The organism is Streptomyces sp. NPDC023527 (genome assembly GCF_055560115.1).
In genome coordinates this window covers 366,592-393,222 of the sequence record NZ_JBVHJJ010000005.1, presented here as the reverse complement: position 1 = coordinate 393,222, position 26,631 = coordinate 366,592, and the positions used below count along the sequence as shown (strand labels likewise).

General features: G+C 72.4%; 27 protein-coding genes. 18 read left to right on the top strand and 9 right to left on the bottom strand.

The annotated features are described in order from the left end of the window. The first annotated feature begins 98 nt into the window (after positions 1-98). The 6 genes from uraD (at position 99) to ACZ303_RS12820 (ending at position 6,622) form a co-directional block, all read left to right on the top strand. On the top strand, positions 99-692 hold the full coding sequence (uraD, locus tag ACZ303_RS12845) for a 2-oxo-4-hydroxy-4-carboxy-5-ureidoimidazoline decarboxylase (protein ID WP_467338079.1): 594 nt from the start codon (positions 99-101) through the stop codon (positions 690-692). Further along, positions 689-1,048 (top strand): hydroxyisourate hydrolase, encoded by a 360-nt coding sequence (gene uraH, locus ACZ303_RS12840; RefSeq protein WP_467338077.1) that lies wholly within the window; start codon positions 689-691, stop codon positions 1,046-1,048. Before uraD ends, uraH begins: the two co-directional genes overlap by 4 nt. 3 nt (positions 1,049-1,051) lie before the next feature. Continuing rightward, entirely contained in the window at positions 1,052-1,948 is an 897-nt protein-coding gene (pucL, locus tag ACZ303_RS12835; RefSeq protein WP_467338075.1) for a factor-independent urate hydroxylase, read from the top strand. A gap of 38 nt (positions 1,949-1,986) precedes the next feature. Next, positions 1,987-3,375, top strand: a complete 1,389-nt coding sequence (locus tag ACZ303_RS12830) for an 8-oxoguanine deaminase (protein ID WP_467338073.1) — start codon at positions 1,987-1,989, stop codon at positions 3,373-3,375. Between the two features lie 250 nt (positions 3,376-3,625). Beyond that, positions 3,626-5,017 (top strand): nucleobase:cation symporter-2 family protein, encoded by a 1,392-nt coding sequence (locus ACZ303_RS12825; protein WP_467338071.1) that lies wholly within the window; start codon positions 3,626-3,628, stop codon positions 5,015-5,017. A gap of 69 nt (positions 5,018-5,086) precedes the next feature. Continuing rightward, complete coding sequence (locus tag ACZ303_RS12820) at positions 5,087-6,622, top strand: YfcC family protein (RefSeq protein ID WP_467338069.1); 1,536 nt, start codon at positions 5,087-5,089, stop codon at positions 6,620-6,622. An 18-nt stretch (positions 6,623-6,640) separates the two neighbouring features. On the opposite strand, the gene aceB is transcribed toward ACZ303_RS12820, so the two are convergent. Together aceB and ACZ303_RS12810 are read right to left on the bottom strand one after the other, a co-directional pair. Beyond that, positions 6,641-8,260 carry a malate synthase A gene (gene aceB / locus ACZ303_RS12815; RefSeq protein ID WP_467338067.1) on the bottom strand — a complete coding sequence of 540 codons (1,620 nt, stop codon included), beginning with the start codon at positions 8,258-8,260 and terminating at the stop codon, positions 6,641-6,643. A 153-nt stretch (positions 8,261-8,413) separates the two neighbouring features. Further along, the gene (locus tag ACZ303_RS12810; RefSeq protein WP_467338065.1) at positions 8,414-9,052 is read right to left on the bottom strand and encodes a nucleotidyltransferase family protein; all 639 of its coding nucleotides are present in this window, start codon (positions 9,050-9,052) and stop codon (positions 8,414-8,416) included. A 153-nt stretch (positions 9,053-9,205) separates the two neighbouring features. Here ACZ303_RS12810 and ACZ303_RS12805 point away from each other — a divergent pair, with 153 nt between their 5' ends. Next, positions 9,206-9,565 carry a DUF5955 family protein gene (locus tag ACZ303_RS12805; protein ID WP_467338063.1) on the top strand — a complete coding sequence of 120 codons (360 nt, stop codon included), beginning with the start codon at positions 9,206-9,208 and terminating at the stop codon, positions 9,563-9,565. A 30-nt stretch (positions 9,566-9,595) separates the two neighbouring features. Here the strand turns inward: ACZ303_RS12805 and ACZ303_RS12800 are convergent, their stop codons facing one another. After that, on the bottom strand, positions 9,596-10,378 hold the full coding sequence (locus ACZ303_RS12800) for an IclR family transcriptional regulator (RefSeq protein ID WP_467338061.1): 783 nt from the start codon (positions 10,376-10,378) through the stop codon (positions 9,596-9,598). 252 nt (positions 10,379-10,630) lie between these two features. Between ACZ303_RS12800 and allB the strand changes: the two genes are divergently transcribed. Further along, positions 10,631-11,983 (top strand): allantoinase AllB, encoded by a 1,353-nt coding sequence (gene allB / locus ACZ303_RS12795; RefSeq protein WP_467338218.1) that lies wholly within the window; start codon positions 10,631-10,633, stop codon positions 11,981-11,983. Then, positions 11,980-13,107 carry an allantoicase gene (alc, locus tag ACZ303_RS12790; protein ID WP_467338059.1) on the top strand — a complete coding sequence of 376 codons (1,128 nt, stop codon included), beginning with the start codon at positions 11,980-11,982 and terminating at the stop codon, positions 13,105-13,107. The genes allB and alc overlap by 4 nt, the downstream gene beginning before the upstream one ends. Here the strand turns inward: alc and ACZ303_RS12785 are convergent. The 4 genes from ACZ303_RS12785 to ACZ303_RS12770 are packed head-to-tail and all read right to left on the bottom strand — an operon-like array spanning position 13,088 to position 15,149. Further along, positions 13,088-13,627 (bottom strand): GNAT family N-acetyltransferase, encoded by a 540-nt coding sequence (locus ACZ303_RS12785; protein WP_467338057.1) that lies wholly within the window; start codon positions 13,625-13,627, stop codon positions 13,088-13,090. The genes alc and ACZ303_RS12785 overlap by 20 nt on opposite strands. A 4-nt stretch (positions 13,628-13,631) precedes the next feature. Beyond that, complete coding sequence (locus ACZ303_RS12780) at positions 13,632-14,324, bottom strand: thiaminase II/PqqC family protein (protein ID WP_467338055.1); 693 nt, start codon at positions 14,322-14,324, stop codon at positions 13,632-13,634. A gap of 34 nt (positions 14,325-14,358) precedes the next feature. Next, positions 14,359-14,508 (bottom strand): DUF6126 family protein, encoded by a 150-nt coding sequence (locus ACZ303_RS12775; protein ID WP_467338053.1) that lies wholly within the window; start codon positions 14,506-14,508, stop codon positions 14,359-14,361. Beyond that, positions 14,505-15,149, bottom strand: coding sequence for a helix-turn-helix domain-containing protein (locus ACZ303_RS12770; protein ID WP_467338051.1), 645 nt, complete (start codon positions 15,147-15,149; stop codon positions 14,505-14,507). Before ACZ303_RS12770 ends, ACZ303_RS12775 begins: the two co-directional genes overlap by 4 nt. 161 nt (positions 15,150-15,310) lie before the next feature. On the opposite strand from ACZ303_RS12770, the gene ACZ303_RS12765 reads away from it, so the two are divergent. From ACZ303_RS12765 to ACZ303_RS12755, 3 genes are all read left to right on the top strand, one after another. Beyond that, positions 15,311-15,730 carry a guanyl-specific ribonuclease gene (locus ACZ303_RS12765; RefSeq protein ID WP_467338049.1) on the top strand — a complete coding sequence of 140 codons (420 nt, stop codon included), beginning with the start codon at positions 15,311-15,313 and terminating at the stop codon, positions 15,728-15,730. A gap of 68 nt (positions 15,731-15,798) precedes the next feature. Beyond that, positions 15,799-17,535 (top strand): coagulation factor 5/8 type domain-containing protein, encoded by a 1,737-nt coding sequence (locus ACZ303_RS12760; protein ID WP_467338047.1) that lies wholly within the window; start codon positions 15,799-15,801, stop codon positions 17,533-17,535. Positions 17,536-17,651: 116 nt separating this feature from the next. Further along, the gene (locus ACZ303_RS12755) at positions 17,652-18,854 is read left to right on the top strand and encodes a cytochrome P450 family protein (RefSeq protein WP_467338045.1); all 1,203 of its coding nucleotides are present in this window, start codon (positions 17,652-17,654) and stop codon (positions 18,852-18,854) included. Between the two features lie 10 nt (positions 18,855-18,864). Here the strand turns inward: ACZ303_RS12755 and ACZ303_RS12750 are convergent, their stop codons facing one another. Together ACZ303_RS12750 and ACZ303_RS12745 are read right to left on the bottom strand one after the other, a co-directional pair. Next, positions 18,865-19,575, bottom strand: a complete 711-nt coding sequence (locus ACZ303_RS12750; protein WP_467338043.1) for a DUF6875 domain-containing protein — start codon at positions 19,573-19,575, stop codon at positions 18,865-18,867. Positions 19,576-19,700: 125 nt separating this feature from the next. After that, positions 19,701-20,330 carry a LysE family translocator gene (locus ACZ303_RS12745; RefSeq protein WP_467338041.1) on the bottom strand — a complete coding sequence of 210 codons (630 nt, stop codon included), beginning with the start codon at positions 20,328-20,330 and terminating at the stop codon, positions 19,701-19,703. Between the two features lie 248 nt (positions 20,331-20,578). On the opposite strand from ACZ303_RS12745, the gene ACZ303_RS12740 reads away from it, so the two are divergent. The 6 genes from ACZ303_RS12740 (at position 20,579) to ACZ303_RS12715 (ending at position 26,596) form a co-directional block, all read left to right on the top strand. Further along, positions 20,579-21,298, top strand: coding sequence for a GntR family transcriptional regulator (locus tag ACZ303_RS12740; RefSeq protein WP_467338216.1), 720 nt, complete (start codon positions 20,579-20,581; stop codon positions 21,296-21,298). A 254-nt stretch (positions 21,299-21,552) separates the two neighbouring features. Continuing rightward, a complete protein-coding gene (locus ACZ303_RS12735; RefSeq protein WP_467338039.1) occupies positions 21,553-22,563 on the top strand; it encodes a sugar ABC transporter substrate-binding protein in 1,011 nt (336 codons plus the stop codon). Continuing rightward, positions 22,560-23,612, top strand: coding sequence for an ABC transporter permease (locus ACZ303_RS12730; RefSeq protein ID WP_467338036.1), 1,053 nt, complete (start codon positions 22,560-22,562; stop codon positions 23,610-23,612). The genes ACZ303_RS12735 and ACZ303_RS12730 overlap by 4 nt, the downstream gene beginning before the upstream one ends. Continuing rightward, the gene (locus ACZ303_RS12725; RefSeq protein WP_467338034.1) at positions 23,579-24,406 is read left to right on the top strand and encodes an ATP-binding cassette domain-containing protein; all 828 of its coding nucleotides are present in this window, start codon (positions 23,579-23,581) and stop codon (positions 24,404-24,406) included. Before ACZ303_RS12730 ends, ACZ303_RS12725 begins: the two co-directional genes overlap by 34 nt. A gap of 502 nt (positions 24,407-24,908) precedes the next feature. Next, positions 24,909-26,027, top strand: coding sequence for an ROK family glucokinase (locus tag ACZ303_RS12720; protein ID WP_467338032.1), 1,119 nt, complete (start codon positions 24,909-24,911; stop codon positions 26,025-26,027). An 8-nt stretch (positions 26,028-26,035) separates the two neighbouring features. Then, positions 26,036-26,596: a hypothetical protein gene (locus tag ACZ303_RS12715; protein WP_467338030.1), complete on the top strand. Its 561-nt coding sequence runs from the start codon at positions 26,036-26,038 to the stop codon at positions 26,594-26,596. Positions 26,597-26,631: the final 35 nt, after the last annotated feature.

Here is a 26,631-nt window from a genome sequence, read left to right as displayed (position 1 = left end):
AGAATTTCAACAAAGTGTTGACGCGGTGTTTCCGAGGGCGTTAGCTATGCGCAGCCCGTCCAAGCCCATGTCATCGAGCAGCGGCCACGGAGGCTCCCGTGACTTCGAGTTCGACACCGGGTCCGCCCCGGTTCACCGCCGGTCCGGCCTGGTTCAACACGGCGGAGGACGACGCGGCCCGCGCGGCGCTGCGCGAGGTCTGCGCCTCCACCGCCTGGGGCGAGGCGGTCCTCGCCCACCGCCCCTACCCCGACACCGACTCCCTGTACGCGGCCGGTGACGCCGCCACCGCCGCCCTCACCCCGGCGGACCTCGCCCAGGCGATGGCCGGCCACCCACCCATCGGCCGGCCCACCCCGGGCGACCCCACCTCGGCTCGCGAACAGCGCGGCATGGCGGACGCCCCCGCCGCGCTCAAGGCCGAGATGCTCGAACTCAACCTCGCCTACCAGGAGAGATTCGGGCACGTCTTCCTGATCTGCGCCACCGGACTCACCGCCGGACAACTGCGTGACGCCATCCGTAACAGGATCGACAACACGCCGGAACGCGAGCGCGAGATCGTGCGCCGAGAACTCGGGAAGATCAACCGCATCCGGCTCGCCGGGCTCGCCGAAGCATCCGACGGCATGGGAACAGCCGTCGGCGCCGGAGCGCCCGGCGGCATCCCCGACGGAGGAACGCCACCATGAGCAGCGAGCATCCACCCGCCTCGGTGTCCACGCACATCCTGGACACCAGCGTCGGCCGCCCCGCCGAGGGCGTCGCCGTCGAGCTGTCCGTACGCGGCGCCACCGGCACGTGGGAGCCGCACGGCGACTCCCGGACGGACGCGGACGGGCGCTGCCAGGACCTCCCGGCGCTGCCGGGCGACACCACCCACGCGCGGCTGCACTTCGCCGTCGAGCCCCACCTCTCCGGCCGGCGGGCCGGCGGCGCGGTCTTCTTCCCCGAGGTGACGGTCACCTTCTCCGTCGCACCGGGCGAGCACCACCACGTACCGCTGCTGCTCAGCCCGTACGGCTACTCCGTATACCGAGGGAGCTAAGCCATGCCCGTCCTTGGCCAGAACCAGTACGGCAAAGCCGAGAACCGCGTCGTGAAGGTCACCCGTGACGGGGCCACCCACCACATCAAGGACCTCAACGTCTCGGTCTCGCTCTCCGGCGACATGGACGAGGTCCACCTCTCCGGCTCCAACGCCCATGTCCTGACGACGGACGCCACCAAGAACACCGTGTTCGCCTTCGCCAAGGAACACGGCATCGCCTCCGCCGAGCAGTTCGGCATCCACCTCGCCCGCCACTTCGTCACCAGCCAGCCGGCGGTCACCGCGGCCCGGATCAGGATCGACGCGTACGCCTGGGAGCGCATCGAGACCGACGGCGGGGCCCGGCACTCCTTCGTCCGTACCAACCAGGAGACCCGCACCGCGCAGATCATCTTCGACGGCTCGGCCTGGGAGATCGTCTCGGGCCTGAAGGACCTCGTGGTGATGAACACCACCGACTCCGAGTTCCGCGGCTACGTCAAGGACCGCTACACCACGCTCCAGGAGACCGACGACCGCATCCTCGCCACCGAGGTCCACGCCCGCTGGCGCCACACCTGGACCGGTGACGCGGCCGACGCGCCGGACTGGGACGACAGTTACGAGCGGACGCGCGGGCACCTGCTGCGCGCGTTCGCCGAGACCTACTCCCGCTCCCTCCAGCAGACCCTCTACGCCATGGGCTCCCGCGTCATCGACAGCCGCCCGGAGATCGACGAGATCCGGTTGTCGCTGCCGAACAAGCACCACTTCCTGGTGGACCTGACCCCCTTCGGACTCAAGAACGACAACGAGGTGTATTTCGCGGCCGACCGTCCATACGGCCTCATCGAGGCCACCGTCCTGCGCGAAGGCGCGCAGCCCGCCATACCGGTGGACCTCACGAACCTTCCGTGACCCGACACACGCAGCGACAACAAGGACGAGGAACAGCCGTGGCCGCACCGACAGCACCCCCAGAGCGCGTCGTCATCGAGAACTGCGCCATCGCCACCGTGGACGCCCACGACACCGAGTACGCCTCGGGCCATGTCGTCGTCGCCGGCAACCGCATCGAATCGGTGGGCCCGGGCCCGGCCCCCGAGGGCCTCGCCCACGTCGTCCGCCGCGTCGACGGCACCGGCCACCTGGCCACGCCCGGCCTGGTCAACACCCACCACCACTTCTACCAGTGGCTGACCCGGGGCCTCGCCCAGCAGGCCCCCCTCTTCGACTGGCTCGTGGCCCTCTACCCCACCTGGGCGCGCATCGACGAACAGATGGTCCACGCCGCGGCCCAGGGGTCGCTCGCCATGATGGTCCGCGGCGGCGTCACCACCGCCATGGACCACCACTACGTCTTCCCCAAGGGCTCCGGAGACCTCCTGGGCGCCGAGATCCGCGCCGCCCGCGAGATGGGCGTACGGTTCAGCCCCACCCGGGGCTCGATGGACCTCGGCACCTCGGCCGGCGGGCTGCCGCCGGACTTCGCGGTCGAGACCACCGAGGCGGCGCTCCTCGCCACCGAAGAGGCCATCGACACCCACCACGACCCCGCTTTCGACTCGATGCTGCGCATCGGGGTGGCGCCCTGCTCGCCGTTCTCCGTCTCCACCGACCTGCTGCGCGAGGCCGCGGAACTGGCCCGCCGCAAGGGCGTACGCCTGCACACCCACGGCTCGGAGACGGTGGAGGAGGAACAGTTCTGCAAGGAACGTTTCGGCATGGGCCCCACCGACTACTTCGAGTCCACCGGCTGGCTCGGCGACGACGTGTGGATGGCCCACTGCGTCCACATGAACGACACCGACATAGCGGCGTTCGCCCGCACCGGTACGGGCGTGGCCCACTGCCCCTCCTCCAACGCCCGGCTCGCGGCCGGCACCGCCCGCGTCCCCGACATGCTCACGGCGGGCGTCCCCGTCGGCCTCGGCGTCGACGGCACCGCCTCCAACGAGTCCGGCGAGCTCCACACCGAGCTGCGCAACGCCCTGCTCGTCCACCGGCTCGCCGGCGGCCCCGCCGCCCTGACCGCCCGTCAGGCGTTGCGGCTGGGGACGTACGGCGGCGCGCGTGTGCTCGGCAGGGCGGCGGAGATCGGGTCGCTGGAGGCCGGCAAGCTCGCCGACCTGGTGCTGTGGAAGCTCGACGGCATCGGGCACTCCACCATCGCCGACCCGGTCGCCGCCCTTGTCCTGGGCGCCGCCGCGCCCGTCACCCTCTCCCTGATCAACGGCCGCCCCGTCGTCGAGGACGGCCGGCTGACGACCGTGGACGAGGACGCGATCGCCCGCACCGCCCGCCACGAGGCCCGCCGCCTGGCGCGGATCGCCGCCGACAGCTGAACCGCCGCGGCCCCTTCCGGGCCGGCACACCCCTGGAGACTCGGCCGAGGGGGACGGCCCTCGGCCGGGCCCGTGGACCGCGAGGCCCACGGGCAGCGGGCCGGGGCGCGCGCACGACCGCGCCCCGGCCCGCGTTCACGACGGCCGTTCCGTACCGCTCCCTCGAATCCCTCGAAACCCTCCTCGCAAGGCACCTCCCTGAAGCCGTGTCATGTCATCGGCGACACGAAAATCGACAGGAGGAACCGCCGTGGCCACAGTGCCCAGGTTCACCGAGCGAACCCCCGACCCGGCCGGTACCGACAGCGAGGGGAGCGGTGCCGTCCACCCGGTGGACCGGAGACTGCCGCCGGGCCGGCTGCTCGCCGGCGGCTTCCAGCACGTCGCCGCGAGCTACGCCGGAGTGGTCGCCCCGCCGCTCGTCCTCGGCGCGTACATCGGCCTCTCCCCGGTGGAGATCACCTTCCTGGTGGGCGCGGCCCTCTTCACGGCGGGGATCGCCACCCTGCTCCAGACGATCGGCTTCTGGAAGGTCGGGGCGAGGATGCCGTTCGTCAACGGCGTCTCCTTCGCCGGCGTCGCGCCCATGCTCGCCGTCGCCGACACCCAGGCCGACAAGAGGGACGCCCTGCCCGTCATCTTCGGCGCCGTCATCGTGGCGGGCGCCCTCGGCTTCCTCCTCGCCCCCTACTTCTGCAAGCTCGTCCGCTTCTTCCCGCCCGTGGTCAGCGGCACCGTCATCACCCTCATCGGGATGACCCTGCTGCCCGTGGCCTTCGGCTGGATACAAGGCGGCCAGGGCGACCGGCCCGCCTCCTTGACCAACCTCGGCCTGGCCGGGGGCACTCTGGTGTGCGTGCTGGTCCTGCGCCGGGTGCTCAGGGGCTTCCTGCAGCAGATCGCGATCCTGCTGGGCCTGATCGCCGGCACGCTCGTCGCCATCCCGGCCGGGGCCGTCGACTTCACCCCCACCACCCACGCCCACCTCGTCGGCTTCCCCGCCCCCTTCCACTTCGGGACCCCCCACTTCGCGCTCCCGGCGATCGTGTCGATGTGCGTCCTGATGCTGGTGTGCATGACGGAGAGCACCGCCGACATGCTCGCGCTCGGCGCGATCGTCGGCCGCGAGGCCGATGAGGAGGTCATCGCGCGCGGCCTGCGCGCCGACACCCTCGGCACCGCGCTCAGCCCGCTCTTCAACGGTTTCGCCAACAGCGCCTTCGCCCAGAACATCGGCCTGGTCGCCCTGACCCGGGTGCGCAGCCGGTTCGTCGTCGCGGCCTGCGGGCTGATGTTCCTGCTGCTCGGCCTGAGCCCGGTCTTCGCCTCGCTCATCGCCGTCGTACCGAGGCCGGTGCTCGGCGGCGCGGGCATCGTGCTGTTCGGCACGGTCGCCGCCAGCGGCATCGACGTCCTGCTCAGGGCCGGCCTCGACCAGGGCGACAACCTGCTGATAGCCGCCACCTCCCTGGGCATCGGCATGATCCCGGTGGTCTCCCGGACCTTCTACGACAACGCCGCCATCCCCGAGACCCTGAAGATCATCCTGGACTCGGGCGTCAGCGCCGGCTGCCTGACCGCCGTCCTCCTCAACCTGGTCTTCCATCACGTCGGAGCGCGCCGCCCCGTGCGTGGCGACTAGGGATCCCCCTCCGCCTGCGCCACAATCGGCGCAAATCGACCGCCCAGCAGTGCGGAGGGGTGTTCCGTCGTGGACCAGCAGGCCGAGGGCGAGGAGCCGCCCACGGGGGAGCCGCCCACCGGCGAGAAGAAGCGCTTCACCTTCCCCAGCGCGCTGACCGTCCTGGCGGTCGTGACCCTCGCCGTCTGGATCCTCACCTTCGTCATCCCCTCCGGCACCTACCGCCGCGACGACGCCGGCGACCCGGTCCAGGGCACGTACCACCGCGAGGCCGCCCCCGGAGGCTTCGTCCACCGCCTCGGCGACCTCTTCCTCGCCCCCGTCAACGGCCTCTACGGCGTACGCGACGCGGACACCGGCGAGGTCGCGCCGGACGCGGTCGGCGCGCTCTACGGCAGCGCCGGGGTCTTCCTCTTCGTCCTCGCCATCGGCGCGTTCATCACCGTCGTCTTCGCCACCGGCGCCCTGGACCGCGGCATCGAACGCCTCGCCCACCGCCTGCGCGACCGCGGCGCCCTGCTGATCGCCGGCGTCATGACCGTCTTCTCCCTGCTGGGCACCGTCGAGGGCTTCGCCGAGGAGACGCTGGGCTTCTACGGGCTGATCGTGCCCCTGATGCTGGCACTCGGCTACGACCGCATGGTCGCCACCGGCACCATCATCCTCGGCGCGGGAATCGGCGTCCTCGGCTCGACCGTCAACCCCTTCGCCACGGGTGTCGCCTCCTCGGCCGCCGACGTCTCACTGGGCGACGGCATCGCGCTGCGCTTCGCGATGTGGGCGGTCCTCACCGCCGTCGCCATCGCCTACGTCGTCCGGTACGCGCACAAGGTGCGCGCCGCGCCGGACCGTTCCCTGGTCGGCTTCCTGCCCGGCGACCGCGAACTGGCGGCCGAGGCGGAGGAACCACCGGAGCTGACCGGACTCCAGAAGGCGGTACTCGCCGGGGTCGTCCTCGTCTTCACCTTCATGATCTTCTCGGTGATCCCCTGGGCGGGCGCCCTCACGGGCGAGGCGGACGCGGAGCCGTACGGCTGGGAACTGGGCTGGTCCTTCCCCCAGTTGGCCGCGCTCTTCCTCGTCGCGGCGATCCTCATCGGCACCCTCGCCCGACTGGGCGAGCAGCGGCTGAGCGCGGTCGTCGTCCGGGGCGCGGGCGACTTCATGGGCCCCGCGCTGACGATCGTGCTGGCCCGCGGCGTCACCGTGATCATGAACAACGCCCGGATCACGGACACCGTGCTGCACTCCATCGAGGGCGCGGTCTCCGGTACGCCGGGCGCGTTCTTCGGCATCATGGTCTTCCTGGTGAACCTCCCCCTGGCCTTCCTCATCCCCTCGACCTCGGGCCACGCGACGCTCGCCATGCCGATCCTCGCCCCCCTGGCCGACTTCGCGGACGTGGGGCGCGCGGTGGTGGTCACGGCGTGGCAGTCGGCGAGCGGACTGATGAACCTGTGGGTGCCGACCACCGCCGTCATCATGGGCGGGGTGGCGCTGGCGAAGGTCGGCTACGACAAGTACCTGCGCTTCGTCTGGCCGTTGCTGGTGATTCTGGCCGTCCTCATCTGCGGGTTCGTCGCCCTGGGCGCGGCGACGGCGTGAGGTGGCGGGGGCGCGCCCCTAGCCGCGCAGCAGCCCGTACGCCGGCAGCGTCAGGAACTCCGCGTAGTCCTCGTCCAGAGCCACCCTGAGCAGCAGGTCGTGCGCCTCCTGCCAGCGGCCCGCCGTGAAGGCGTCCTCCCCGAACTCCGCTCGGACCGAGGAGAGTTCCTCCGCCGCGACCCCTCGAACGAGTCCCGCCGTCACCTTCTCCCCGTTGTCGAGGACGATCCCCGCGTTGATCCACTGCCAGATCTGCGACCGGGAGATCTCCGCCGTCGCCGCGTCCTCCATCAGATTGAAGATGGCCACCGCGCCCAGCCCCCGCAGCCACGCCTCGATGTAGCGGATGCCGACCGCGACCGCGTTGCGCAGCCCCTCGTACGTCGGGCGGGCCTCCAGGGAGTCGACCGCCAGGAGCTGACCGGCAGTCACCTCGACGTCCTCGCGCAGGCGGTGCTTCTGGTGGGGGCGGTCGCCGAGGAGGGCGTCGAAGGAGGCGCGGGCGACGGGGACCAGGTCGGGGTGGGCGACCCAGGAGCCGTCGAAGCCGTCGCGGGCCTCGCGGTCCTTGTCCGCCTTGACCTTCTCGAAGGCCACCTTGTTGATGTCCGGGTCCTTGCGGGAGGGGATGAACGCCGCCATCCCGCCGATGGCGTGCGCGCCGCGTTTGTGGCACGTACGCACCAGCAGCTCGGTGTACGCGCGCATGAACGGCGCCGTCATCGTCACGGCGTTGCGGTCCGGCAGGACGAACCGCTCGCCCGCGTCGCGGAAGTTCTTGATGAAGGAGAAGAGGTAGTCCCAGCGGCCGGCGTTCAGCCCCGAGGCGTGCTCGCGCAGTTCGTAGAGGATCTCCTCCATCTCGAACGCGGCGGTGATCGTCTCGATGAGGACGGTCGCGCGGACGGTGCCGCGCGGGATGGAGAGGTACTCCTGCGCGAAGACGAACACCTCGTTCCACAGGCGCGCTTCGAGGTGCGACTCGGTCTTGGGCAGGTAGAAGTACGGGCCCTTGCCGAGGTCGATCAGCCGCTGGGCGTTGTGGAAGAAGTACAGGCCGAAGTCGACGAGGGCGCCGGGCACGGCGCGGGTGCCGTCGGTGACGTGGCGCTCGTCCAGGTGCCAGCCGCGCGGGCGGACCACGACGGTGGCGAGCTCCTCGGCGGGCCGGAGCGCGTACGCCTTGCCGCGGGCGTCGGTGAAGTCGATGCGGCGCTCGTAGGCGTCCTGGAGGTTCAGCTGGCCGAGGACGACGTTCTCCCAGGTGGGGGAGGAGGCGTCCTCGAAGTCGGCGAGCCACACGCGGGCGCCCGAGTTGAGGGCGTTGACGGTCATCTTCCGGTCGGTCGGACCGGTGATCTCCACACGCCGGTCCTCCAGCGTGGGCGGGGCGGGGGCGACGCGCCAGTCGGGGTCCTCGCGGAGGTGCGCGGTCTCCGGCAGGAAGTCCAGCGTGCTCGTACGGGCGATCTCCGCGCGGCGCTCGGCACGGCGGGCGAGCAGCTCGTCGCGGCGGGGGGTGAAGCGGCGGTGCAGCTCGCCGACGAAGGCGAGCGCCTCCGCGGTGAGGACCTCGGCCTGCCGCTCCACGAGCGGGGCGTCGACGACGGCCAGTGGGGACGGCACTGGTGCGGACATGGGCTGTCACTCCCTCAGAGATGACGGCACGGGGTGCCGCGCGGCTTCTGATCAGTGGAGAATAGTTTTCTCATAGTGGAAGTTCAATGGGGAGTTGGGGGCGGCTGACGTCGGGAAACCGGTCCCCGGCGCTCAGTGCCACGCCGTCGGCCGTCAGTCCAGCAGCGGGAGATCGTCCGGGGTGTCGATGTCGGCGGGGTCCGCGATGTCCGCGCACTCCACGAGCGTGACCGCGTCCGCGCGCTCCCGCAGGTACGCGCGGGCCCCGCGGTCGCCGGTGGCCGACCGGGCGACGCCCTCCCAGTGCTCGCGCGCGAACAGCACCGGATGGCCGCGCTCGCCGTCGTAGGAGGCCGCCGCCAGCCGCGCGCCCGCCCGGTGCGCGGCCAGCAGCCGGGCCACCGCCCGCGCGCCGACGCCCGGCTGGTCCACGAGCGTCACCAGCACCGCCGAGACGCCCGGCGCCTCCCGCGAGGACAGTCCGGCGAGTCCGGCCCGCAGGGACGACCCCATGCCGCCCGTCCAGCCGGGGTTGTCCAGCAGGACACATCCACGCAATCCGGCGCGTGCCCGCACCTCCGCCGAGGCCGCTCCGAGGACTACGTACCTCGGTGCGCAGCCGCCCTCGCGCAGGATCCGGGCCGCGTGCTCGATCAGCGGCCGACCCCGGTACTCCAGCAGCGCTTTGGGCCGGCCGCCGAGCCGACGGCCGCCGCCCGCTGCCAGCAGGAGTCCGGCGACCTTCTCCGGCGCGGCCGGGTCGCCTTGTGTCGTGCCCGTGGTGCGCGTCATGGCCCCTGCATACCGCATCCGTCCGCCGGACCGCCGGGCGGCGCCCGCATCACCCGTGCGTGCGGAGTACGGACTCAATTTCGCTGTGCGTATAGCGCGTCGTACGGAAAGTGCGTTAACTGATCGACGCGAGCGCGTGGGAGGGGGAGTGTCGTGGCGGAGGGCGCCGGAGTGGTGGAAGAGGAGCGTGTGGGACGCGTCGGCGAGGATCCCAGAGTCAGTGAGCTGTGCGACGCGGTGTCCCGGCTGCGCCGGGCGCTCGCCGGCCACCCCGCCCTGTTACCCGACCGGGACGCCGCCGAGGACGAACTGGCCGCGCTGGACGCGATGGCGCGCGAGGGCCGGCCCGAGGTGCCGAGGCTGCGTCGCGCCCTCCTCCTGGTGGCCGGCGCGGTGGGCTCGGTGAGCGCGCTGGGCCCGGCCCTCGGCGAGGTCAGGGCGGCGGTCGACCGCTTCGGCGGGACCGCGGACGAGAGCGTGCCACGGGTCCCGGGGCCCCGGGAAGGGGCCTGAGGCCCGCCCTGGCGCCCGGCTCGTCCGCCGTCAGGCGGAAGCGCTGGCCAGGGTCACCGACAGCTCCGCCGCGACCTGTTGCAGCAGGGGGACGATCCGTTCGGTGGCCGCGTCCGTGACCCGGCCGGCCGGTCCGGAGATGGAAATGGCCGCCGCCGTGGGGGAGTCGGGCACCGGCACCGCGAGGCAGCGGACGCCGATCTCCTGTTCGTTGTCGTCCACGGCGTAGCCCGTCTCGCGCACCCGGGCCAGCGCCTCCAGGAAGCCCTCGGGCGTGGTGATCGTCTTCTCGGTCGCGGCGGGCATGCCCGTACGGGCCAGCAGTGCGCGCACCTCGTCGTCGGCGCTCCGCGCCAGCAGGGCCTTGCCGACACCGGTGGTGTGGGGCAGGACCCGCCGGCCGACCTCGGTGAACATGCGCACCGAGTGCCGCGAGGGCACCTGCGCCACATAGACGACCTCGTCGCCGTCGAGCAGGGCCATGTTCGCGGTCTCGCCGGTCTCCTCGACCAGGCGAGCCAGGTGCGGGCGCGCCCAGGTGCCCAGCAGCCGGGAGGCGCTCTCGCCGAGCCGGATGAGCCGGGGGCCCAGCGCATAGCGGCGGTTGGGCTGCTGGCGTACGTATCCGCAGGCGACCAGCGTGCGCATCAGCCGGTGGATGGTGGGCAGCGGCAGCCCGCTGCTGGTGGAGAGCTCGCTCAGGCCGACCTCGCCGCCCGCGTCGGCCATGCGCTCCAGGAGGTCGAAGGCGCGCTCCAGGGACTGCACGCCTCCACTGGGCGCGGCGGTTCGGGGCTCGGCGGACGAGGGCACGTTGGGTCCTTCCGGGACGGGGGTGGCAGCAGCCTACCGGGCCGCCACGACCCTTGGCGGTCACCTTCCGTAAGGAGAAATGTCTCTTCTGTTGTACGGAAAGGCCCTGTGTGGGGCGCGATCGTCCACAGGGTCTTGACGTGTACGGGAGGCGGTTGAAGACTGCCTGGACCGCCGTTCAACAGAACGTTGAAAGTCTCGCTCGTCATGGCAACGGACCGCCGAGAGACCGAGGAGGGGCGCGTGCCCTCAGTGGAGCCCGTGCGACCAGTGGATCTCCTGGTGCGCTCGACGCGCGTCGTCACCCCGGAGGGCACCCGCGCCGCCCGCGTCGCCGTCACCGACGGCCGCGTCACGGCCGTCCTGCCGTACGAGGCCGAGCCGCCGGCCGCCTCCGTGGTCGAGGACTTCGGGGACGACGTCCTGCTCCCCGGCCTCGTCGACACCCACGTGCACATCAACGACCCGGGCCGCGCCGAGTGGGAGGGGTTCACCACCGCCACCCGCGCGGCCGCAGCCGGTGGCATCACCACGCTCGTCGACATGCCCCTCAACAGCCTCCCGCCCACCACCACCGTCGAGCATCTGCGGATCAAGCAGGACGTGGCGCGCGGCGCCGTGCACGTCGACGTCGGCTTCTGGGGCGGTGCGCTGCCCGGCAACCTCACGGACCTGCGGCCCCTGCACGACGCGGGGGTCCTCGGCTTCAAGTCCTTCCTCTCGCCCTCGGGCGTCGAGGAGTTCCCCTCGCTCGGGCCGGCCGACCTGGAGGCGGTCGCCGCCGAGATCGCCGGCTTCGGCGGCCTGCTGATCGTGCACGCCGAGGACCCGGCCCATCTGGAGCGCGCCCCGGAGCCGGGCGGCCCGCGCTACACCGACTTCCTCGCCTCCCGGCCGCGCGCCGCGGAGAACGACGCCGTCGCCGGGCTGATCTCCGTCGCCCGGCGGCGCGGCACCCGCGTGCACGTCCTGCACCTGTCGTCGTCCGACGCGCTGCCGCTGATCGCCGCCGCCAGGGCCGAGGGCGTGCCCGTGTCCGCCGAGACCTGCCCGCACTTCCTGACCCTCACCGCCGAGGAAGTCCCCGACGGCGCCACCGAGTTCAAGTGCTGCCCGCCCATCCGCGAGGCCGCCAACCAGGACGCGCTGTGGGCCGGACTGGCCGCCGGGACCATCGACTGCGTCGTCTCCGACCACTCGCCCTGCACCACCGGCCTCAAGGTCCCCGACTTCGGCACCGCGTGGGGCGGCATCTCCTCCCTCCAGCTCGGCCTCCCGGCCGTCTGGACCGCCGCCCGGCGCCGCGGCCACACCCTCCAGGACCTGGCCCACTGGATGTCCGCCGCCCCGGCCGCCCTCGCCGGCCTCTCCCACAAGGGCGCCATCGCACCCGGCCGCGACGCCGACTTCGCGGTCCTCGCCCCCGACGAGACCTTCACCGTCGACCCGGCGGCGCTCCACCACCGCAACCACGTCACCGCCTACGCCGGGAAGACGCTGCACGGCGTCGTACGGTCCACCTGGCTGCGCGGCCGCAGGATCGCCGACCACGGCGAAACCACCGACCCCGCCGGCCTCCTGATCGAAAGGCAGCGCAGCGCATGAGCGGCATACCCTCCTTCACCGGCGGCGCCAACCCCTATACCGGTGGCGACCCGTACGCCGACTACCGCTCCGCCGACCTCCCCTTCGGCCACCTGCCCGACCTCGCCGACCGGCGGCTGGGCGCCGGGGTCGTCGCCGCCAACGACGAGTTCTTCGCCGAGCGCGAGAACCTCCTCAAGCCCGAGGCCGCCCACTTCGACCCCGCGGACTTCGGGCACAAGGGCAAGGTCATGGACGGCTGGGAGACCCGCCGCCGGCGCGGGGCCGGACCCGGCACCCCGCACCCCGCCGACGGCGACCACGACTGGGCGCTGATCCGCCTCGGCGTGCCCGGAGTCGTCCGCGGCGTGGTCGTCGACACCGCGCACTTCCGCGGCAACCACCCCCAGGCCGCCGCCGTCGAGGGCACGTACCTCCCCGGCGCGCCCTCCCCGGAGGAACTCCTCGCCGACGGCGTGACATGGACGCCGCTGGTGCCCCGCACCCCCGTCGGCGGCCACGCCGCCAACGCCTTCGCCGTCGACCACCCCGGCCGCTTCACCCACCTGCGGCTGAGCCAGTACCCCGACGGCGGCATCGCCCGGCTGCGCGTCCACGGCGAGGCCGCGCCCGACCCGGCCTGGCTCGCGGCCCTGGGCACCTTCGACCTGGCCGCGCTGGAACACGGCGGCCACGCCGAGGACGCCTCCGACCGCTTCTACTCCCCGCCGTCGCACGCCATCCACCCCGGCCGCTCCCGCAAGATGGACGACGGCTGGGAGACCCGCCGCCGCCGCGACCGGGGCCACGACTGGGTCCGCTTCCGCCTCACCGGCCAGGCCCACCTGCGGGCCGTCGAGATCGACACCGGCTGCTACAAGGGCAACGCGGCCGGCTGGGCCGCCCTGTCCGTCCTCGACGCCACCACCGGCGCCGACCCCGCCGACCACTCCACCGGCTGGCGGGAGATCCTGCCCCGCACCCGCCTCCAGCCCGACACCGTCCACCGCTTCGTCCTGGACGGCCGGCCCGTCGCCACGCACGTACGCGTCGACATCTACCCCGACGGCGGCATCGCCCGGCTGCGCGTCCACGGCTCGCTGACCGAGGACGGCGTCCGCCGGCTCACAGCGGGTGGCTCATGAACAGGGCGGTCTCGCCCTCGGACGCCGTGCCCGTGTAGAGGGAGGTGTCCAGGCCGCACACCGTGAAGCCCATCCTGCGGTACGCGCGCACCGCCGGGGCGTTGACGCTCGTGACCTCCAACCAGGCGGCCCGCGCGCCCAGTTCCCGCCCCCGCTCCAGGGCGCGGCGCATCAGGGCGGTGCCGACGCCCCGGCCGCGGTGACCGGGGGCCACGCGGAGGTCGGCGATCAGCAGGCGGCGGTTCCAGGCGGCGTACGCGTAGGTCAGGGCGCCGCACAGCCCGTCACCGGCGTACGCGACGATCGCCCGCGCGTCGGGGTTCTCCTCGTCCTCCTCCGCCGGGTACACCTTGCGCAGCGGCGGGTCGACGGGCGTGGCGTGGAGGTGGAACCCCTCGTCCGTGGCGCGCACCTCGATGACGGAGTCGGTGGTGAAGGAGTTGTCGAGTCCCTCGATGCCGGGGAGTTCCTCCGGCCGGGCGAGTCGGTAGGTCACGTCCGCGTCTCCGTGATGCGCCATCCGTTCATCGTACAGCCAGTGTCTCCCAGAACATCGACTCGTAGGCCTGGAGCGTGCGTCCGTAGCGGTGGGCCAGGGGCTCGGACAGCCGCCCGGACTCCAGGCCGGCCGTCACCGCCGCCAGGGCGCGGGCCGCCGCCTCCGGCGCGGGCTCGGCGAAGAGGTCGAAGAACCCGCACGCCCGGTCGTCGAGGCCGTAGTGCTCGCGCAGCGCCCGCCCGACGGTGGCGCAATAGCCGGACCAGGTCGCGAAGTTGGCGGAGAGCGCGACGACCGCGTCGGCCGGCTCGGCGCCGAGCGCCAGCCACGCCACGTACGCCGGATACGCCTGGCAGCCGGGCCGCGGCTCGTGGGCGCCGACGGCCCGCTCGTCCAGCCCGCAGGCCGCCGCCAGCGGGCCGAGGAGGTCCAGTGCCAGGCCCTCGCCCTGGGCGAGGGAGCGGAAGAAGCCGGTGACGGCGGGGGACGGGGCGGCCCGTTCGGCCAGGTGAAGGAAGCTGCGGCGGTCGCTCGCGATGATGTGGTGCTGCTCCAGCGCCAGCGCGCCGATCACCTCGCGGGGAGCCTCGCCGGCCGCGATCAGCGCCACGAGCCGGTTCGATCCACCGGCCGGGGCCGTCCGCCGTGCCGCGTCCGCGAGGACGTCCTGAGCCGTACGCGCCATCGCCACGACCTTCCAGCCGGGTGCGGTCCACAACCCCTCCAGGCTCCCAGAAGATCGCGGCCCGCGCTCACTTCGCCCCGGCGAGATAGAACAGGAGGAAGAGGAAGCCCGCGAAGAAGTGCACCGCGACGAGATAGATGATGACCCGGACGGTCATCCCCATCGGGGCCCGGTCCTCCTCGTTCATCGGCCTTCCGCTCCGGATCGTGTCGCTCATGGCATTCCCCTCCGGGTCGACGCGGCGCCCCCGAGGCACAGCTCGGTGGCGCCGCTCTGCATCAGTGTGTGCAGGAACAGCAGGTCCGCCCCGCCGGGCGAGGCGGCCGCGATGCGGTGCGGGGTGAGCGAGTCGAAGTGCGCGGCGTCGCCCGGCTCCAGGACGTGCGTGGCCTCGCCGAGCGTCAGCCGCAGCCGGCCGGCGGTGACGTACAGCCACTCCTCGCCCGGATGCACCCGCACCAACTCCGCCTGGCCGCCCGCGCTCGGCGGTACGCGCAGCCGCAGCGCCTGCATCGCCCGCCCCGAGCCGCCGGCCCGCCAGTACGTCCAGCCGCCGGCCTCCTGCGGCTCCATCCGCTCGCCCCGCACGATCGGGTCCCGCTCGGGAGGCACCTCGCCCAGCAGGTCGGATACCGTCGTACCGTACGTACGCGCCAGCGCCAGCAGCATCGGCAGCGAGGGCGTCCGGCGTCCGGTCTCCAGCCGCGACAGGTGCGCGGGCGAGAGGCCGACGCGCCCGGCGGCGGCCTCCAGGGTCAGCCCGCTGTGCCGGCGCAGGTCGCGCAGGCGCGGGGCGACGGCCGGCAGTTCGTCTCCGGGGCCGCCGTCCGGCGGGGGCGGGGTGGTGGACGGGTTCATGGCTCCGGTATAGCCCTGTCATACCCGAGAGGCAAAAGTTTTGCCTCAGAGGCAAAATCCCCTCCGGGTAGGTTAACGATCACCCCTGACCGGTTAACACCCGGAAAACACCCCCCTATTGGCGTTGACATGACAACCCCTATCCGGGTCAAGCTGGCCTCATGACCAACCCCCCACGCTTTGTGCGCACCTCTGCCCTGACCGCCGCTCTGGCCTCCGCCCTGCTGTTCGGCGGCACCGCCGTGGCCGCGAGCCCGGCCGCCCCCGCCGCCACGAACACCGTGTCCGTGAAGGCCATCGGCGACATCTGTTACTCGGCCCTGCCCTCGCAGGCCCACGACACCATCAAGCTGATCGACGCCGGCGGCCCGTACCCGTACCCCAAGGACGGCACGGTCTTCTCCAACCGTGAGGGCGTCCTGCCCCCGCACGCCTCCGGCTACTACCACGAGTACACCGTCAAGACCCCCGGCTCGCCCGACCGCGGCGCCCGCCGCGTCATCACCGGTGAGACGGCCCACGAGGACTACTACACGGCCGACCACTACGCGAGCTTCAAACTGGTGAACTTCTCCTGCTGAGCGCGATGACGCGCGGCGCGTGTCCCGTCGTCACCGGGTGACGGCGGGACATTCGCTTTAATGCCCGGGTGACCTCCACCGGTGCCCGGACCGCCGTCCTGCTGACGGCCACCGTCGCCTGCCTCGCCCTCGCGCAGACCCCCGGGGCGCCACCGGCTCCGTCCGGTGCCCCCGAACTGGGGCCGGACGTGCGCGTCTTCGATCCGTCGATGCCCAGGAAGACGGTCCAGGACGCCGTGGACGCGGTCTTCCGGCGGCAGGAGCGCGCGCAGTTCGGCGCCGGCCGCCAGGCGCTGCTGTTCAAGCCGGGCACGTACGACGTGGACGTCGACACCGGTTTCTACACCCAGGTCGCGGGGCTGGGGCTGTCGCCCGACGACGTCACGATCAGGGGAGCGGTGCACGCCGAGGCCGACTGGTTCGGCGGCAACGCCACCCAGAACTTCTGGCGCGCGGCCGAGAACCTCTCCGTCACCCCCGCCTCCGGCACCGACCGCTGGGCCGTCTCGCAGGCCGCCCCGTACCGCCGCATGCACCTGCGCGGCGATCTGCGGCTGGACGACGGCGGCTGGTCCAGCGGCGGGCTCATCGCCGACTCGCTGATCGACGGGACGGTGCGCTCCGGCACCCAGCAGCAGTGGCTCTCGCGCGACAGCGAGTTCGGCGGCTGGACCGGCGCCATCTGGAACATGGTCTTCGTCGGGGTGCGCAACGCGCCCCCGGGCGCCTTCCCCCGCCCGCCGTACACCCGCGTCGACCGCACGCCCGTCATGCGGGAGAAGCCCTTCCTCCACGTCGACCGGGCGGGCGCGTACCGCGTCTTCGTCCCCGCCCTGCGCACCGGCGGCCGGGGCACCACCTGGGGCCACGGCGGCCGGCCGGCGGGCACCTCACGGCCGCTCGGCCGGTTCTTCGTCGTCCGGCCCGGCACGGGCGCGGCCCGCATCGACGCGGCGCTCGCGCGCGGCAAGGACCTGCTGTTCACACCCGGCGTCCACCATCTCGACCGCACGCTGCGGGTCACCCGCCCCGGCACGGTCGTCCTCGGCCTGGGCCTGGCCACCCTCGTCCCCGACACCGGCCGGACCGCGCTGTCCGTCGCCGACGTCGACGGGGTGCGGATCGCGGGCCTGCTGGTCGACGCCGGGCCGGCCGGGTCGCCGGCGCTGATGGAGATCGGCCCGCCGGGCGCGCGGCGGCGCCATTCGGCCGATCCCGTCTCCCTCCACGACGTCTTCTTCCGGATCGGCGGCGCCGGAACCGGCCGGGCCGCCAGGAGCCTCGTCGTCAACAGCTCCGACGTGATCGGCGACAACCTGTGGCTCTGGCGCGCCGACCACGGCGACGGCATCGGATGGACCGTCAACACCGCGGCCGAGGGGCTGGTCGTCAACGGCGACCGCGTCACGATGTACGGGCTGTTCGTCGAGCACTACCAGCGCCACCAGACCCTCTGGAACGGCGACGGCGGACGCACGTACTTCTTCCAGAACGAGATGCCCTACGACCCGCCGGGCCAGGCCGCCTGGCGGAGCGGCGCCGCCCAGGGCTATCCCGCGTACAAGGTCGCCTCCGGCGTCACCCGGCACGAGGCGTGGGGGATGGGCAGTTACTGCTCCTTCGACGCCGACCCCGGCATCGTCGCCGCCCGCGCCTTCGAGGCCCCGCGCCGACCCGGGGTGCGCTTCCACGGCCTGGTCACGGTCTCCCTCGGCGGCAGGGGGACGATCCGCCATGTCATCAACGGAACCGGTGGCCCCGCGGACGCGAGGAGCGGGGTGGCCCATGTCGTGTCGTATCCGTAGCCGACCGTTCCCCGCGCGCCCGGCCACAGGGCATCGAGAACCGGACGACTGTCCTGATTTCGCTCTTGAGTTCGGCCACTCCCTGCGTGGATGATCTCGGAGAACAAGGGGGAGCCATGGGGACCGACACGAGTGCGGTAGTGGATCTGGCAGCGTCGGGGGACGAGTTCGCCAGACACCCGCACCGGGTCTACGCGGAGCTCCGCGAGCGGGGACCGGTCCACCGGGTGCGCATGCCGGAGGGCGCACTCGCATGGCTGGTCGTCGGGTACGACGAGGTACGCGCCACGCTCAACGACCCGCGGTTGTCGAAGGACTGGCGGAGCGCCTCCGAAGCGATCGGGCTGACGCCCGTGGCCTCGGGCCCCCACATGCTGATCCTCGACCCGCCGCACCACACGCGGCTGCGCAAGCTCGTCGCCAAGGAGTTCACCCCGCGGCGTGTCGAGGAGATGGCGCCGCGCGTGCAGCAGATGACCGACGAGCTGCTCGACGCCATGCTCGCGGCCCCGGACCGGCGCATCGACCTCGTCGACGCGCTGTCCTTCCCGCTGCCCATGGGTGTCATCTGCGAGCTGCTCGGCGTGCCCTCCCTCGACCGGGAGGCCTTCCGCGCCTGGTCCAACACGGCCGTCGGGTCCGCCCCGCCGGCGGCGAAGGCCGTCGCGGCCCGCGAGGTCGGGGCCTATCTCGCCGAGCTGGTCGCCGCCAAGCGCGAGACGCCCGGTGACGACCTGCTGAGCGCGCTGATCCGCGCCACCGACGCGGACGGCGACCGGCTCTCGCCCGAGGAACTCCTCGGCATGGCCTGGATCCTGCTCGTCGCCGGCCACGAGACGACCGTCAACCTCATCTCCAACGGCGTCCTCGCGCTCCTGCGCCACCCCGACCAGCTGGCGGACCTGCGCGCGGACTTCGGCCTGCTGGAGAACGCGGTCGAGGAGATGCTGCGCTACGACGGGCCGCTGGAGACCCCGACGTACCGCTTCACCACCGAGCCCATGGAGATCGGCGGCACCCTCATACCGGGCGGCGGCGAACTGGTCCTGCCCGTCCTCGCCGACGCCGACCGCGACCCGGCCCGCTTCGACGACCCCGGCCGCTTCGACATCCGCCGCGACGCCCGCGGCCACATCGCCTTCGGTCACGGCATCCACTACTGCCTGGGCGCGCCGCTGGCCCGCCTGGAGGCCCGGATCGCCGTCCGCTCGCTGCTGGAGCGCTTCCCGGACCTCGCCCTGGACGCCCACCCCGACTCACTGACCTGGCGTCAGGGCCTGCTCATCCGGGGCCCGCACCGCCTGCCGGTCCGCTTCTGACCCCGCGCGCTCAGCCGGCGGCCGGCGGGCGCCGCGCGAGCTCGCCCCGGGCCTGCGCCAGCTCCTCCCGGGCGCGCCGCCTGGTGTCGGCACTCGCCGACGGCTGGTGCTCCAGGAAGGACTCCACGAAGCCGGCGCGGCGGTCCGGCGGATAGCGGTCCTGCGTCAGGAACGGCAGGTCGTTGGCGACCATGCTGCGGGCGACGAGCAGCGGAATGGCGCTGTGCAACGGCCGGAAATCGGGGTTGTGCAGACCCGGCCCGGGGTGTCCGGGGAAGAACTCGCCGAGCATCATGCCGCCGGCCACGAACTCCGGCTTGGCGCGTTCGTGGACGCGGACGACGACCTCGGCGGGCGCTTCGGTCAGGACGAGGACGATGGTCTTGTCGATGGTGTGCTGGCCGCTGATCGGCTCCATGGCCAGCCAGTGCGCCTTGAGCGCGGCGACGGCGGCCGTCAGCGCGCCCTCGTCACCGGCCGGCGGATCGGCCAGGGCGAAGCGGATCAGGTCCAGGCGCTGCGACAGCGGCACGAAGGGGCAGACCGCGCCCCGGCGGCCGAGGTCGGGGTGGGGGCGCGCGACATGGCGGTCGACCCAGTCGTGAACCGGGCGGAGCGTCGCGTGCCCGGCGGCCTCCCGCTGGTCGTACAGCCGGATGCGCGAGAGATCGGGTGCCGGGCGGCTGCCCGGACGGTCGGTGTGTCCGTATCCATGGCTCATGGCTCGTTCCCCCGGTCATGGTGTCTGGTAAACACAAAAACGAGCCAGACCGGGACCGAGGTTGAGCCATGCGTACAAAGTCGCTCGATCGTGTCGCTACCGGACACTCATCGGGACCAGGGCGGCTACGCCGCCAGCTGGCCCCCGAACTCGGCCAGCAGTAAGGCGGAGGCCGCCAGCAGCAGTACCCCCGAGCCGCCGAGCAGCAGCCGGTAGCCGCGGGTCCCGATCCGGTGGCGGGCGCGGGCCACTGTCAGCGCCAGTGCCGCCTTGCTGCCGACGAGCAGGGCGTAGAAGCCGAAGAGGAAGCCCCCGGCGCCCGGCGGGCCCTGCCGCCAGGCCGCGACCAGCAGCGGCCCGCCGGTGGTCAGCCAGAACATCCACGGATGCGGGCTGAGCAGATTGACCAGCGCCCCCTGCCACAGCGTCCGCCTGCCCTCGGCCCGCGCCTCGGCGGTCTGCCGGGCGGCCGGGATCTCGGCGGTCCGCGCCTCGCGCAGGGTCGTCACCGCCAGCCAGGCCAGGAAGAGCCCGCCGACGACCCCGCCGGCGGCGATCGCCCGCTCCGGCAGCACCGACAGGACGGTCACGCACAGGACGATCACGGGCAGGTCCGTCAGCAGCGGCACCGCCGCCACCCGCAGCCCCACCCCCAGGCCGCCGCGCAACGTCCCCGAGAGCACCAGTGCGAGCAGGGGGCCCGGGCTGATCCCCGCGCTGAAGCCCAGTGCCACCCCCAGAGCCAGCTCTTCCACGGCCTCGCCCTTCCCTCGCTGCACCGGATATCAGCTGATATCCCATGAATGCATAGGACATCTGCGCTGACATCTGTATTGCACAAGACGCGACCGAGAGGCGCGGAGTTGACGGCACGCTCACTCATATCGGTCAGTTCGTCCCGGAGATGTGCGCATGTCCGGACAACCTGACCTCCGAACTTCCCGTCATCCGGTCCCGCGGCTACGCTCCCTTCGTGGCGAAGCATTCATCCCTCCAGTTCACCCTGGACCGCAGCAGCCCTGTCCCGCTCTACTACCAGCTGTCCCAGCAGCTCGAAGCCGCGATCGAGCAGGGCGGGCTGGCCCCGGGCAGCCTCCTCGGCAATGAGATCGACCTCGCCGCGCGGCTCGGGCTGTCCCGGCCCACCGTCCGGCAGGCCATCCAGTCGCTGGTCGACAAGGGGCTGCTCGTACGCCGCCGGGGCGTCGGTACCCAGGTCCTGCACAGCCAGGTCAAGCGCCCGCTGGAGCTCAGCAGCCTGTACGACGACCTGGAGGCGGCCGGGCAGCGGCCCGCCACCCGGGTCCTGCGCCACACCACCGAATCCGCCACCGCGCGCGTCGCCGCCGCCCTCGGCGTCCCCGAGGGCGCCGAAGTCGTCCTCGTCGAGCGGCTGCGCCTCGCGCACGGCGAGCCCATGGCCCGCCTGTGCAACCACCTGCCCACGGGCCTCCTCGACCTCGACGAGGGCAAGCTGACCGGAACCGGCCTCTACCGGCTGATCCGCACGGCCGGCATCACCCTGCACAGCGCCCGCCAGACGGTCGGGGCACGCGCCGCGACCGCCGCCGAGGGCGAGCTGCTGGCCGAGCCGGAGGGAGCGCCGCTGCTGACGATGGAGCGGACGACGTACGACGACACCGGGCGCGCGGTGGAGTTCGGCTCGCACCTCTACCGGGCGTCGCGCTACGCCTTCGACTTCCAGCTCCTGGTGCGTCCGTAGGGGCGCCCGCGGTGGTGCCCCCAGTGGTGTCCGCGGCGGCGCCGAACAGGTCAGTCCGTCAGAATGTTCGGACAAAGTATTGACGCGGTGCGCCGCCCGCCGCTAGAACTCCACCCACATGCAGCAGCCCTGAGCGGTACCCGCTGAAGCCCCCGGGGTCAGCGGTGACGGATGGTGACGGATACTTGGGCGGTCGGTCCCGCAGGACAAGGGCCCGGCCGCACCGTGACAGACAGTGAGAAGGGCAACTCCTCGTGGCAAGGGTTCGGACAGGCGTACGTGCGGTGAGCGCCGTGCTGGCAGCGGTGCTCGGCGCCACCCTGGCGGGGTGCAGCAGTACGGGCGGCAAGCGTGCGGAGGAGCGGGCCGCCAAGGCCGCCCAGGGGCGCGCCAACGTCAGCACGCCCCGCTGGACCTTCGCGATGGTCACCCACTCGGGCGATGGCGACACCTTCTGGGACATCGTCCAGAGCGGCGCCAAGCAGGCGGCCGCCAAGGACAACATCAAGTTCCTCTACGCCCATGACGTGGAGGGCAACAAGCAGGCCCAGAACGTGCAGGCCATGATCGACCAGAAGGTCGACGGCCTGATCGTCACGCTCGCCAAGCCCGACGCCATGAAGGACGTCGTCGCCAAGGCGAAGAAGGCCGGCATCCCGGTGATCACCGTGAACTCCGGCTCCGAGAAGTCCCAGCAGTTCGGCGCGCTCACCCACATCGGCCAGGACGAGACCATCGCCGGCGAGGCCGTCGGCGAGCAGCTCAACCAGCGCGGGAAGAAGAAGGCCGTCTGCGTCCTGCACGAGCAGGGCAACGTCGGCCACGAGCAGCGCTGCGACGGGGTGAAGAAGACCTTCAAGGGCGACCTGCAGAACCTCTACGTCGAGGGCACCAACATGCCCAACGTGCAGTCGTCCATCGAGGCGAAGCTCCAGTCCGACAAGGACATCGACGCCGTCGTCACCCTCGGTGCCCCCTTCGCGCCCACCGCCGTCAAGGCCGCCGAGCAGGCCGGCAGCAAGGCGGAGGTCGACACCTTCGACCTCAACGCCAAGGTCGCCGACGCGCTCAAGGACGGCACGCTCGGCTTCGCCGTCGACCAGGACCCGTACCTCCAGGGCTACGAGGCCGTGGACCTGCTGTGGCTCTACAAGTACAACGCCGACATGCTCGGCGGCGGCCGCCCGGTCCTCACCGGTCCGCAGATCATCACCAAGGACGACGCCAAGGCCCTGGCGACGTACACCAAGCGGGGCACCCGATGAGCGCCCCCGCGGCCGCCCCCGTACAGGACACGACCGACGAGCGGCTGGTGCGCCGCTCGTACCTGCGCCGGCTGCTCGGCCGGCCGGAGCTCGGCTCGGTCGTCGGCGCCGTCGCCGTCTTCGTCTTCTTCTCGGTCGTCGCGAGCAGCTTCCTCCAGGCGTCCAGCCTGTCCACGGTGCTCTACGCCTCCTCGACCATCGGCATCATGGCGGTGCCGGTGGCGCTGCTGATGATCGGCGGCGAGTTCGACCTGTCGACCGGTGTGATGGTGACCAGCTCCGCGCTGATCTCGTCGATGGTCAGCTACCAGATGACGGCGAACGTCTGGGTGGGCGTCGGGGTCTCGCTCCTGGCGACCCTGGCCTTCGGCTTCTTCAACGGCTTCATGCTCACCCGCACCAAGCTGCCCAGCTTCATCATCACGCTCGGCACCTTCCTGATGCTCACGGGCCTGAACCTCGGCTTCACCAAGCTCATCAGCGGCACCGTCTCCAGCAAGAGCATCGGTGACATGGAGGGCTTCGAGTCCGCCCGCACCCTCTTCGCCTCCCATCTGACGATCGGCGACGTCGACCTCCAGGTGACCATCCTGTGGTGGTTCGGCCTGGTCGCGCTGGCCACCTGGGTGCTGCTGCGCACCCGCGTCGGCAACTGGATCTTCGCGGTCGGCGGCGGCGCGGACGCGGCCCGCGCGGTCGGTGTGCCGGTCAACAAGACCAAGATCGGCCTGTACATGGCCGTCGCCTTCTGCGCCTGGATCTCCGGCCAGCACCTGCTGATGTCGTACGACGTGGTCCAGTCGGGCGAGGGCGTCGGCAACGAGTTCCTCTACATCATCGCGGCCGTCATCGGCGGCTGCCTGATGACCGGCGGCTACGGCTCGGCCATCGGCTCCGCGGTCGGCGCGTTCATCTTCGGCATGACCAGCAAGGGCATCGTGTACGCGCAGTGGAACCCGGACTGGTTCAAGTTCTTCCTCGGGGCGATGCTCCTCCTGGCGACCCTGCTGAACGCATGGGTCCGCAAGCGGGCGGAGGCGAGCAAGTGAGTGCGCTGGTCGAGCTGACGGACGTCAGCAAGTTCTACGGCAACATCCGGGCCCTCGAAGGGGTGTCCCTGGAGGTCCACGCGGGTGAGATCACCTGTGTGCTGGGCGACAACGGCGCGGGCAAGTCCACGCTGATCAAGATCATCGCGGGGCTGCACCGGCACGACGCCGGCAGCTTCGAGATCGAGGGCGAGGAGACGCGGCTCGCCTCGCCCCGGGAGGCCCTGGACCGCGGCATCGCCACGGTCTACCAGGACCTGGCGGTCGTCCCCCTGATGCCGGTCTGGCGGAACTTCTTCCTCGGCTCCGAGCCGACGAAGGGCACCGGCCCGTTCAAGCGCCTCGACGTGCGGAGGATGCGCGAGACGACGCGCACGGAACTGCTGCGCATGGGCATCGACCTGCGCGACGTCGACCAGCCCATCGGCACGCTCTCCGGCGGCGAGCGCCAGTGCGTGGCGATCGCGCGGGCCGTCTACTTCGGGGCGAAGGTCCTCGTCCTGGACGAGCCCACGGCGGCGCTCGGCGTCAAGCAGTCGGGCGTCGTCCTGAAGTACGTGGCCGCCGCCCGGGACGCGGGCCTCGGCGTGGTCCTGATCACCCACAACCCGCACCACGCGTACCTCGTCGGCGACCGGTTCGTGCTGCTCAAGCGCGGGGCGATGGCCGGCAGCCACGCGAAGTCGGAGATCGCCCTGGACGAGCTCACCCGCCAGATGGCCGGCGGCAGCGAGCTCGACCAGCTCAGCCACGAACTGGAACGGGCGGGCGTCACCTCCACCGAGGACGACTGAGCGCGCGCGGCGGGTGGTTCCCTCCCGCCCACCCGTAACCCGGTATGCCACGCCGGCCGGGCGGGGACGGGCCCGCGCCCACCGCCGCGGGCTCCTCGGCAACCGCACGGTTCCGGGTCACGGGTGGGCGGGAGGGAAGGGCCCGCCGCCCACGGCGCGGCACGGGCCCACGGGCCGGGCCCCGTCGCGCGGCGGCACAGCCGCACGCGATGCGCGGCGCGGGCCCACGGGCCGGACCCGGTCGCGCAGCGGCACAGGCCGCACGCGATGCGCGGCGCGGGCCCACGGGCCGGACCCCGTCGCGCGGCGGCACAGCCGCACGCGTCCGCACGCGATGCGGTACGGACCGCTCCCGTGAGGCACAATCGGCGACGACGGGGCAGCCCGTCACCCACCCGTACGCCCGAGGCGCACCGCCTCCCGAGACCCCGCAGGGACGACGACTCGTGCGAGCCCGCCCCCGTACACCCGCCGGAGGCCACGCCGTGGCGGAGGTGCCGCGATGAGCATGTACCGCGACCTCCACAGGGGTACGGCCAGAGCGACCGTGCTGCGTACCGTCGGCACCCGCGAGCGCCGCTCGCACCTCACCGCACCCCGCGTCCCCACCGTCGGGATCGACATCGGCGGCACCAAGGTCATGGCCGGCGTCGTCGACGCGGACGGCAACATCCTGGAGAAGCTCCGCACGGAGACCCCGGACAAGTCCAAGAGCCCCAAGGTCGTCGAGGACACCATCACCGAGCTGGTTCTCGACCTCTCCGACCGGCACGACGTGCACGCCGTCGGCATCGGCGCGGCCGGCTGGGTCGACGCCGACCGCAACCGGGTGCTGTTCGCCCCGCACCTGTCCTGGCGGAACGAGCCGCTGCGCGACCGCCTCGCCGGCCGCCTCGCCGTCCCCGTCATGGTCGACAACGACGCCAACACCGCCGCCTGGGCGGAGTGGCGCTTCGGCGCAGGCCGTGGCGAGGACCACCTGGTGATGATCACCCTGGGTACGGGCATCGGCGGCGCCATCCTGGAGGACGGCCAGGTCAAGCGCGGCAAGTTCGGCGTGGCCGGAGAGTTCGGCCATATGCAGGTCGTTCCCGGCGGCCACCGCTGTCCCTGCGGCAACCGCGGCTGCTGGGAGCAGTACAGCTCCGGCAACGCCCTGGTGCGCGAGGCCCGCGAGCTGGCCGCCGCCGAGTCGCCGGTCGCGTACGGCATCACCGACCGCGTCGGCGGCAACATCTCCGAGATCACCGGCCCGCTCATCACCGAGCTGGCCCGCTCCGGCGACGCCATGTGCGTCGAACTGCTCCAGGACATCGGCCAGTGGCTGGGCGTGGGCATCGCCAACCTCGCCGCCGCCCTCGACCCGTCCTGCTTCGTCATCGGCGGTGGCGTCAGCGCCGCCGACGACCTGCTGATCGGCCCCGCCCGGGACGCCTTCCGCCGCCATCTCACCGGCCGCGGCTACCGCCCCGAGGCCCGCATCGTCAAGGCCCAGCTGGGCCCCGAGGCCGGCATGGTCGGCGCCGCCGACCTGGCCCGGCTCGTCGCCCGCCGCTTCCGCCGCGCCAACCGCCGCCGCGTCGAGCGCTACGAGCGGTACGCGCGGGCGGGCCGCGGGTGACGGCCACCATGGAGCACGAACGCACCGCCGCGCCCGACGGGCCCCGGAGCCCGTCCGGTGGCCGGGGACACCGCTGGGTCAAACCCTTCATCATCTTCCTGCTCGTCGCCATCCCCGCCGGCTACCTCTACATCTCCGCGATGCAGAGCCGCGGCGGCAGCCAGTCCAAGAAGGAGCAGGCCGCCGCGTCCGGCCTGGAGGAGGGCTGGCCCTCCCAGCTCCAGCGCCGCATCTACGAGGTGTGGATCCCGCCGTACTCGGAGGACGTCGCCAACTACGAGACCAACTCGTGGAAGGCGAGCTCGCTGTACGTGCAGTTCACCACCACCCGCGACGGCCTGGAGAAGTTCCTGGCCAAGTCGGGCACCAGCATGGGCGATCTGGAGGAGGGCGAGGTGACCGTCGGCGAGGACGAGGCCGCCGAGGTCGGCTGGAACTTCGGCGCGGGCCACCACTGGGCGGGCGTCGAGGTGGACCGGGACAAGCCCGAACCGTCCCTGGAGATCACCGCCAATCTGGACAATCCGCAATACCCCAAGGTCTATCTGGTCTCCACGACCACACCGTGACGACGACCCCTTGGCACCGACCCTCCGCCCCGGCG